Annotated in this window: 8 protein-coding genes and 2 tRNA genes; 4 read left to right on the top strand and 6 right to left on the bottom strand. The window is 58.3% G+C overall.

Annotation, left to right across the window (positions count from 1 at the left end; translation table 11 throughout):
• Nucleotides 1-108: 108 nt before the first annotated feature.
• Both PL597_RS25625 and PL597_RS25620 read right to left on the bottom strand, forming a co-directional pair.
• Nucleotides 109-185, bottom strand: a tRNA-Arg gene (locus PL597_RS25625).
• Nucleotides 186-235: 50 nt separating this feature from the next.
• The gene (locus PL597_RS25620; protein WP_077982056.1) at nt 236-541 is read right to left on the bottom strand and encodes an ETC complex I subunit; all 306 of its coding nucleotides are present in this window, start codon (nt 539-541) and stop codon (nt 236-238) included.
• Nucleotides 542-807: 266 nt separating this feature from the next.
• Between PL597_RS25620 and PL597_RS25615 the strand changes: the two genes are divergently transcribed.
• A tRNA-Pro gene (locus PL597_RS25615) sits at nt 808-884 on the top strand.
• A 53-nt stretch (nt 885-937) separates the two neighbouring features.
• On the opposite strand, the gene PL597_RS25610 is transcribed toward PL597_RS25615, so the two are convergent.
• The gene (locus PL597_RS25610; RefSeq protein WP_269825575.1) at nt 938-2,080 is read right to left on the bottom strand and encodes a ceramide glucosyltransferase; all 1,143 of its coding nucleotides are present in this window, start codon (nt 2,078-2,080) and stop codon (nt 938-940) included.
• Nucleotides 2,081-2,293: 213 nt separating this feature from the next.
• Nucleotides 2,294-2,563 carry a DUF982 domain-containing protein gene (locus PL597_RS25605; protein ID WP_035262940.1) on the bottom strand — a complete coding sequence of 90 codons (270 nt, stop codon included), beginning with the start codon at nt 2,561-2,563 and terminating at the stop codon, nt 2,294-2,296.
• A gap of 213 nt (nt 2,564-2,776) precedes the next feature.
• Between PL597_RS25605 and PL597_RS25600 the strand changes: the two genes are divergently transcribed.
• Nucleotides 2,777-3,025 carry a BON domain-containing protein gene (locus tag PL597_RS25600; protein ID WP_077982057.1) on the top strand — a complete coding sequence of 83 codons (249 nt, stop codon included), beginning with the start codon at nt 2,777-2,779 and terminating at the stop codon, nt 3,023-3,025.
• Between the two features lie 60 nt (nt 3,026-3,085).
• On the opposite strand, the gene PL597_RS25595 is transcribed toward PL597_RS25600, so the two are convergent.
• Nucleotides 3,086-3,568, bottom strand: a complete 483-nt coding sequence (locus PL597_RS25595; RefSeq protein ID WP_271366613.1) for a DUF192 domain-containing protein — start codon at nt 3,566-3,568, stop codon at nt 3,086-3,088.
• The gene (locus tag PL597_RS25590; RefSeq protein WP_077982058.1) at nt 3,568-4,146 is read right to left on the bottom strand and encodes a cold-shock protein; all 579 of its coding nucleotides are present in this window, start codon (nt 4,144-4,146) and stop codon (nt 3,568-3,570) included. The genes PL597_RS25595 and PL597_RS25590 overlap by 1 nt, the downstream gene beginning before the upstream one ends.
• Nucleotides 4,147-4,338: 192 nt before the next feature.
• On the opposite strand from PL597_RS25590, the gene PL597_RS25585 reads away from it, so the two are divergent.
• Nucleotides 4,339-4,779 (top strand): VOC family protein, encoded by a 441-nt coding sequence (locus tag PL597_RS25585; protein WP_077982885.1) that lies wholly within the window; start codon nt 4,339-4,341, stop codon nt 4,777-4,779.
• Nucleotides 4,780-4,935: 156 nt separating this feature from the next.
• Nucleotides 4,936-6,210, top strand: a complete 1,275-nt coding sequence (locus PL597_RS25580; protein ID WP_271366611.1) for a YcbK family protein — start codon at nt 4,936-4,938, stop codon at nt 6,208-6,210.
• Nucleotides 6,211-6,548 lie beyond the last annotated feature (338 nt).

Raw genomic sequence — 6,548 nt, 5'->3', positions numbered from 1 at the left:
TGGAACAGAGAACGCTGCAAACAATCGACAATCCGTTCGGCACGAGATTGTCACCTATGTCTTAGGTACAAACTGTTACCTATGTCTCCGGTCTGGACAAATGGAAGGTGGCGACCCCTGCAGGACTCGAACCTGCGACCTACTGCTTAGAAGGCAGTTGCTCTATCCAGTTGAGCTAAGGGGCCGTTATGCCGGGCAATCGATACTCCGGCAAAAAAACTTTGATCGTCGTGTTTCAGTGCGTCCAGGGCTGGGTGCGGTTGAAACGAAAATTGTCGGTGTAGGAAACCACCTTGCGGGTCGCTTCCTTCGGCTGGATGACGCGGTATTCGATGCCCTTGCGCTGTGCATAGGCTTCGGCCTGTTCCTGCGTCTCGAAATTCAGCTTCACCTGCTGCTTCATGTCGGAACTGGAGGTATAACCCATGATCGGATCGATCTTGCGCGGAACCTCGGCGTCGAATTCCAGAACCCAGACATTGGTCTTCGCCTTGCCGGATTGCATGGCGGTTTTTGCAGGGCGGTAAATCTTCGCAGACATGTCGAAACTGCTCCGGTTGGACAGTGGGGCGCAACACCCCGAATTGTTCATCACGTACCTGAATAGAATAACCAAATCGTGTCAGGAACGTTGAATTTGAAATGGACTGACTTCAGGTGAGAGTCAAGACGATTATCCCCCAGCAGTCAGATCGCACTCTGTCGTTTCGATGTTACGTTTTGCTCGCCAAAGCCGAGAGTGAACAAAGATGAATTTCCCTGTTGCGCAGTCTGGGTGAACCGTGTATTCCCCAGCCATCGCCTCGGCGGAGTGTAGCGCAGTCTGGTAGCGCATCTGGTTTGGGACCAGAGGGTCGGGAGTTCGAATCTCTCCACTCCGACCATTTTAAAGCAAAACATCAGCTTTCCGGCGTAACGTCTTCCAAATAGCTGTGATTTATTCCGTTGATGGACCGGCCAGGGTGCTTTCTGCCGTGCCGATTGTCATGACATTGCCGCGCCATGCCACCGCGCTGCCGATCCAGCTTCGCGCCCAGACGATGGGCATGATCATGTCGCGGGCGATCATCGCCGGCAGTGTGTGGAGCGATACCGGCCATCGGTTTAGGGCCGCGAGCGCAAGTTCCGGCACGTACATGAGAGCGAGGACGGCAAAGGCAGTTGCGGCGAGGTTTACATCCATCATCGCCGCGGCGGCAAGCGCGAAGAGGAGCGGGGGAAGCGCCCCGGTGAAGATTTCCGGCGCGAAATATTGCGGGAAGGTCACGCGTCGCAACCGAGCCCAGCGGGTCTGGCGCGACCAGATCTCGCCGGCATGGCGCTGGCCGAGCGGCTGCTCGAACGGGGCGCTGACCAGATGCACCTTGCGGCCGGCGTTTCGCACCAGCTTCGTCGAGGCGGCGTCCTCGGCGATTTCTGCGGCAAGGGCGCGAATGCCGCCGTGGTCTTCGAGAAACGGCTTGTTCCACAACATAGATTTGCCCTGCGCGAAACCGATGCCGATCGCTTCCGCCGCATATTGCCAGCGTCCCTGCGAGCCATTCAGGAAGGCGCATTCCACATTGGCCCAGAAACCGGCCGGACGGGAGCCGAGCGGCGGCGAGCAGACCAGCCCGCTGTCCGGCCGCCAGGCCGACATCATGGTGGCTATATAGGATTTTGGCATCAGCACGTTCGAATCGGCGAGAATCACCCATTCATGTTTGGCGGCGCGCCAGCCCTTGACGCAATTGTTCAGTTTCGGATTGGCGCTGATACGGTCATCGCCAATGAGCAATTGCATGGAAACCGAGGGAAAGGCGGCTTGCGCGGTGCGAACTTCCTCGATCACGGGATCGAATTCATCGGCGACGCAAAACAGCAGCTCATAATTGGGCCAGTTGAGTTCGAAGGCGCGCGACAGAGTCAGGGACGTGAAGTTTTCCACGCCGCGCAGCGGCACCACAAGCGAGACAGCCGGTGTTTGCCGGACAAGATCGTTTTCCGCGTCGGGTCTCGTCAGTCGCCAGCCGGCCAGAACGATGCTGAGAAGATTGAAGCCGAGGAGCAGAATTGCGCAAAGGGCAAAGACAGTTTCCATGCTGGCCAGTTCCACTCCCAAGCTTCGGCGGTCTGCGCGCCAATCGATTCCATGGAATTCGTCTCTGCCGATTATAACGTTTGCGTGACAGTTACATGTCATCGTCGGCTTGTGGGGAGGCAACGCCGTGCATCAAGGCGCCACAGAAGCTGCGTGCGCAAAAGAAAAGCCCTCCGCATGGAAGGGCGCAATCGTCATGACAGTCGATAAATTTTAGTGGACGTTCAGGATATGAGCATGACTGCTTGCTACGAGAAACGATTCCCGTGCTTTCTCGATGTCGCATCTGCCCGCGATGGCATCGAGGCAGTTCCTGCGCGCCTCTTCATATTCCGGCCCGTGTTCCTCGGGCCAGCGGTACATCAGCATGTCCAGCGCCACCAGCGGGCTGTAGATTTCTACGGCGACGCACAGCGGCAGGTGAATCGCCACCGGTTTCATCCACGAGGCGTGGTGACACGGCTCTGTTCTGTTAATCAGCATATCATTTTCCTCCCTGTTTTAGCTGTCTTGGAGGTCGTCCTCTCTCCTATGCGCGAAATGCCTGCCTCACGAAATGGTTCCCGATCACCAAAAATGTGATCGGTCAGGGGGTTCCAATTTTCCAAGATGAATGGAAGATGAACAAACAGATGAACCGGAGATGAACAAAACCGCCATCAGGGCGTTGTTATGTCCATAAGAAGGAGAACGCATATGTTCAATTTGTCAGGCATTCAGGAAAGCTTCTTCGGGGACCGCATGGCCGGCGTATGTCAGGCAATCACGTCGGCTCTGGCTTTCGAATCCGGGTTAGAAAAGTCGCGGATTTCGGCAACTGTCGAAAATGATGTGATCTATCTGGAAGGTACGGCCGATTCGGTAGAGGCGATCGACATCGCCATCAACCTTGCCTCTTCCATTTCCAATTGCCGGATTCTGAGCCATATCGAGCCGGTCTACTGACCATTGCGCCAGCCGGGCGAAACCTCGTCCGGCTAATTCTAACGCAATGACGTGGCAATGTCATTTCCGGTTGCCGATTTGCGCGCTGCGAACCATATCACCCGGCTTGATGCCATAGCGCTTCGCAGTGCCTCCATTGAGTTCAAGCACAAATTTTACTGGCCCGCGGGAGCTGATGATTGCCTCCGAATGCGGAACCGCGTTTTCGTGAATATGGGTAATACGGCCGTCACGGCCGATAAAAAGCATGTCGAGCGGAATAAGCGTGTTCCGCATCCACATGGCCACATCACGCGCTTCGCCGAAATCGAACAACATTCCGTTTTCAAGCGGCATGCTCTTGCGGAACATCAGCCCCTGTTCGCGCTGGGCATTGTTCAGCGCCAGTTCGGCAGTGAAATCGTGGCTCTTTCCCCCGGCGGTCTCAATCTGCAGCGGTTCGGACGTGAATGTCTGCGGTTGCTGGGCCTGCGCTGCGGCGGCCAGCGTAAAAAAAAGAAGCGCCATAACGGCGCTTTTCACCATATGGGGCAGGGCGGACATCAATGCGACATCCCGATGGAAACCGGGTTGTCGGGGTGGATTTCCGCCGCCATCAGGCCCTTGTCGCCATCGCCGTAACGCACCAGCACCACCTGGCCGGGGCGAAGCTCCGTCAGGCCGAAACGGCGCAGCGTCTCCATATGCACGAAAATATCTTCCGTTCCTTCGCCGCGCGTCAGGAAGCCGAAGCCCTTGGTGCGATTGAACCACTTGACGATGGCGCGCTCCAGCCCGCTGGACGGCGTTACCTGCACATGGGTGCGCACCGGCGGCATCTGCGAGGGATGGACAGCGGTCGACTGGTCCATGGAGAGAATACGGAACGCCTGAAAACCGCGGTCGCGCCGCTGTATGAGGGCAACGATGCGCGTGCCTTCAAGAATTGTCTGGTAACCGTCACGGCGTAGGCAGGAGACGTGCAGCAGCACATCCTGTGTGCCATTGTCGGGCACGATGAAGCCGAAACCCTTGGCGACGTCGAACCACTTCACCACGCCGGTAATTTCGGTCAGGTCCACGGCATCGCCCGAAAGGTCCTCGACATCGACTATCGTTTTCGATGACATCCTATCAGCCATATCCTGCCAACCCCTCAATTACGCGCCATACACCGGTCAACTGATTCCTGTGCGCCAGATTAACATCTTGGTAACGGTTTCACGCAAGCCCTAGTTTTTGATTTACGCAGCTGCTTTTATGTCGCCGTCCTTGTCCGGGGCTTGCCGTCACGCGTTTGACGGCTCCGGACCCGTGTAATGGAGAGGAAGAAAATGCGGTATCTGCACACAATGGTTCGCGTCAAAGACCTTGGCGAATCACTGAAATTCTATGTCGATCTGCTCGGCCTTACGGAAATACGCCGAATCGAGAACGAAAAAGGTCGGTTCACTCTGGTGTTTCTTGCGGCGCGCGATGACATTGCTGCGGCGAAGGAAAACAAGGCTCCCTGCCTAGAACTCACCTACAATTGGGATACCGAGGATTATACCGGCGGCCGCAACTTCGGCCATCTGGCTTACGAGGTCGACAATATCTACGATTTCTGCGCGCATCTGCAGCAGAACGGCATCGTCATCAACCGGCCGCCGCGTGACGGGCACATGGCCTTCGTGCGCTCGCCGGATGGTATTTCGTTCGAGATTCTGCAGAAGGGCGAAAGCCTCGCACCAGCTGAGCCCTGGATATCTATGCAGAATACCGGTTCCTGGTAGGGATTTTCCGGTGAGCAGCGGCGTTTTCGGGTGCTCTTGCCTTGTCCCGAGGGGATGAGGCATAGTCCGCGAATCAAAACGGCCAGTCCCGTTTTGGGGAAGCACACGCGCCCGTTCCCGTGTTGCTGTTGGAAATGCAAGATACGGAGGCCACCCATGAAAACTGTCGAGAGCGCGAAAGGACGTCTGCTTCGTCAGCGTCTTGTCATCGCGGTTTCACTGTTTGGGCTTTCCGGATGCGTTTCGGCGGTGACCGACGACGAGATGGCCGGCACGACCAAAAAGCCGGAAATTTCCACACAACAGAAGCCGCAGACCGCCGCTTCAGCTGCGGCGGCCGGCGCGCAACCGGGACATTATGTGGATCCGGCCGTGGCGTCGGCGGCTGGAGCGGCCGCGCCGGTCCAGCCTCAGGCAGCGGGCGGCCCGGCGCAGGCCTATGGCGCCGCCCCCGATATCGCCGGGTTGACGACGCAGCCAACGGCGATCTCGGCAGGTACGGCAAGCATTTATTCGACCGCCTCCGCCGCAGCAGCGCCCGCCGGTGCCGCAGGGGCACCGGGCGTCGCCGTCGCTACGGGTGTTCCTTCCCAGAGAATCACTCCCGCCGTCAGCAGCGTCTATTCGGCGCCGGTGCAGGCCGCACAGCCGCAACCGGCGGCGGCGCCGGCTCAGGTCCCGCCAGCCGGACAGGCGTCGGCGGAGCAGCACAGCGAAAATCTTCAGCCGGCTCCCGTACCCCTTCCGCAATCGGCATCTGGACAGCTCGCGGCGGCTGCCGCGCAACCAGCCGCCAGCGCCGGAGCGACCGGCGAGAAGCAGGGAGCCGATGGGCAGGGCATGACGCTTGCGGCATTTTTTGCCGGTGCGGCCAAGAAACGTCTGCCGAAAATGATTGAAAGCGGGACTGCGGGCAATACGCAGGTCGCTGCGCTTCCCGGAGCCGCGGACGGGACGATGGGCATTGCGCTTTCCGGCCGCTCGGTGATGTCCGACGAATTCGACGATGCCCATCTCGATGAAGAGGATGACCAGCCGACAGGCCTGATGAAACTCGCTTCACTCTCCGGCCTCACCCGCGTCGCCCCGAACGGGCTTTTCCTGCAGACGGACCGTGTCGAAGTCGGCTGTTTCAAGCCGGAACTGGTGCGGATGATCAAGGATGTGGAGCGCCACTACAACAGACCGGCGATCGTCACCTCGGGTTATCGTCCGCCGAAGGGCATAAGGCGGGGCTCCAAGCACTATACCTGCGATGCCGCCGATATCCAGATCAAGGGCGTCTCCAAATGGGAGCTTGCGACCTATCTGCGTTCCCTGCCGGAACGCGGCGGCGTCGGCACCTATTGCCACACCGAGTCGGTCCATATGGACACGGGTGAGCCGAGAGATTGGAACTGGCGTTGCCGCCGTACTGCCGCGCGCAAGTGATTTCCGGGTTTGGCCCTTAGCCTGAGGAGCTATTCCTAGCGATCGAAAGCGACTGGCCCGGTTTTGCCGGGGTGCTGGTACGTGAGCCGGTGACCTTTGTCGCTGCGGCTGCCCTGAAACCAGGCTTGCGCTGGATATCGCTGGCTGCATTGCGAAGACTGCGAGCGAATCTTTTCCGCTCCCATGGGAGCTTGATCACCTTCAGTGATAACTCTTTGTGGAATATCAGGAAATTGGATTGTCCGACTTGAGAGATAGGTGACGTTTTGTACCGGAGACATGGGTAACACTTTTCGCTTTGCGGGAGGTGTTGATGCCGTGGAGAGAGACTTCGGTTA

Origin of the sequence: Agrobacterium sp. ST15.13.013 (assembly GCF_027956525.1) — a bacterium.
Lineage (GTDB): Bacteria > Pseudomonadota > Alphaproteobacteria > Rhizobiales > Rhizobiaceae > Agrobacterium > Agrobacterium salinitolerans.
Note: the sequence above shows the minus strand (reverse complement) of the source record. Positions and strands in the feature narration are given on the sequence as shown.

Bases quoted from the DNA above. Each gene is read 5' to 3' on its own strand.
- PL597_RS25590 (WP_077982058.1), bottom strand. From the start codon at position 4,146: ATGGCTGATAGGATGTCATCGAAAACGATAGTCGATGTCGAGGACCTT.
- PL597_RS25600 (WP_077982057.1), top strand. From the start codon at position 2,777: ATGTTCAATTTGTCAGGCATTCAGGAAAGCTTCTTCGGGGACCGCATG.
- PL597_RS25605 (WP_035262940.1), bottom strand. From the start codon at position 2,563: ATGCTGATTAACAGAACAGAGCCGTGTCACCACGCCTCGTGGATGAAA.
- PL597_RS25580 (WP_271366611.1), top strand. From the start codon at position 4,936: ATGAAAACTGTCGAGAGCGCGAAAGGACGTCTGCTTCGTCAGCGTCTT.
- PL597_RS25585 (WP_077982885.1), top strand. From the start codon at position 4,339: ATGCGGTATCTGCACACAATGGTTCGCGTCAAAGACCTTGGCGAATCA.
- PL597_RS25620 (WP_077982056.1), bottom strand. From the start codon at position 541: ATGTCTGCGAAGATTTACCGCCCTGCAAAAACCGCCATGCAATCCGGC.
- PL597_RS25595 (WP_271366613.1), bottom strand. From the start codon at position 3,568: ATGTCCGCCCTGCCCCATATGGTGAAAAGCGCCGTTATGGCGCTTCTT.
- PL597_RS25610 (WP_269825575.1), bottom strand. From the start codon at position 2,080: ATGGAAACTGTCTTTGCCCTTTGCGCAATTCTGCTCCTCGGCTTCAAT.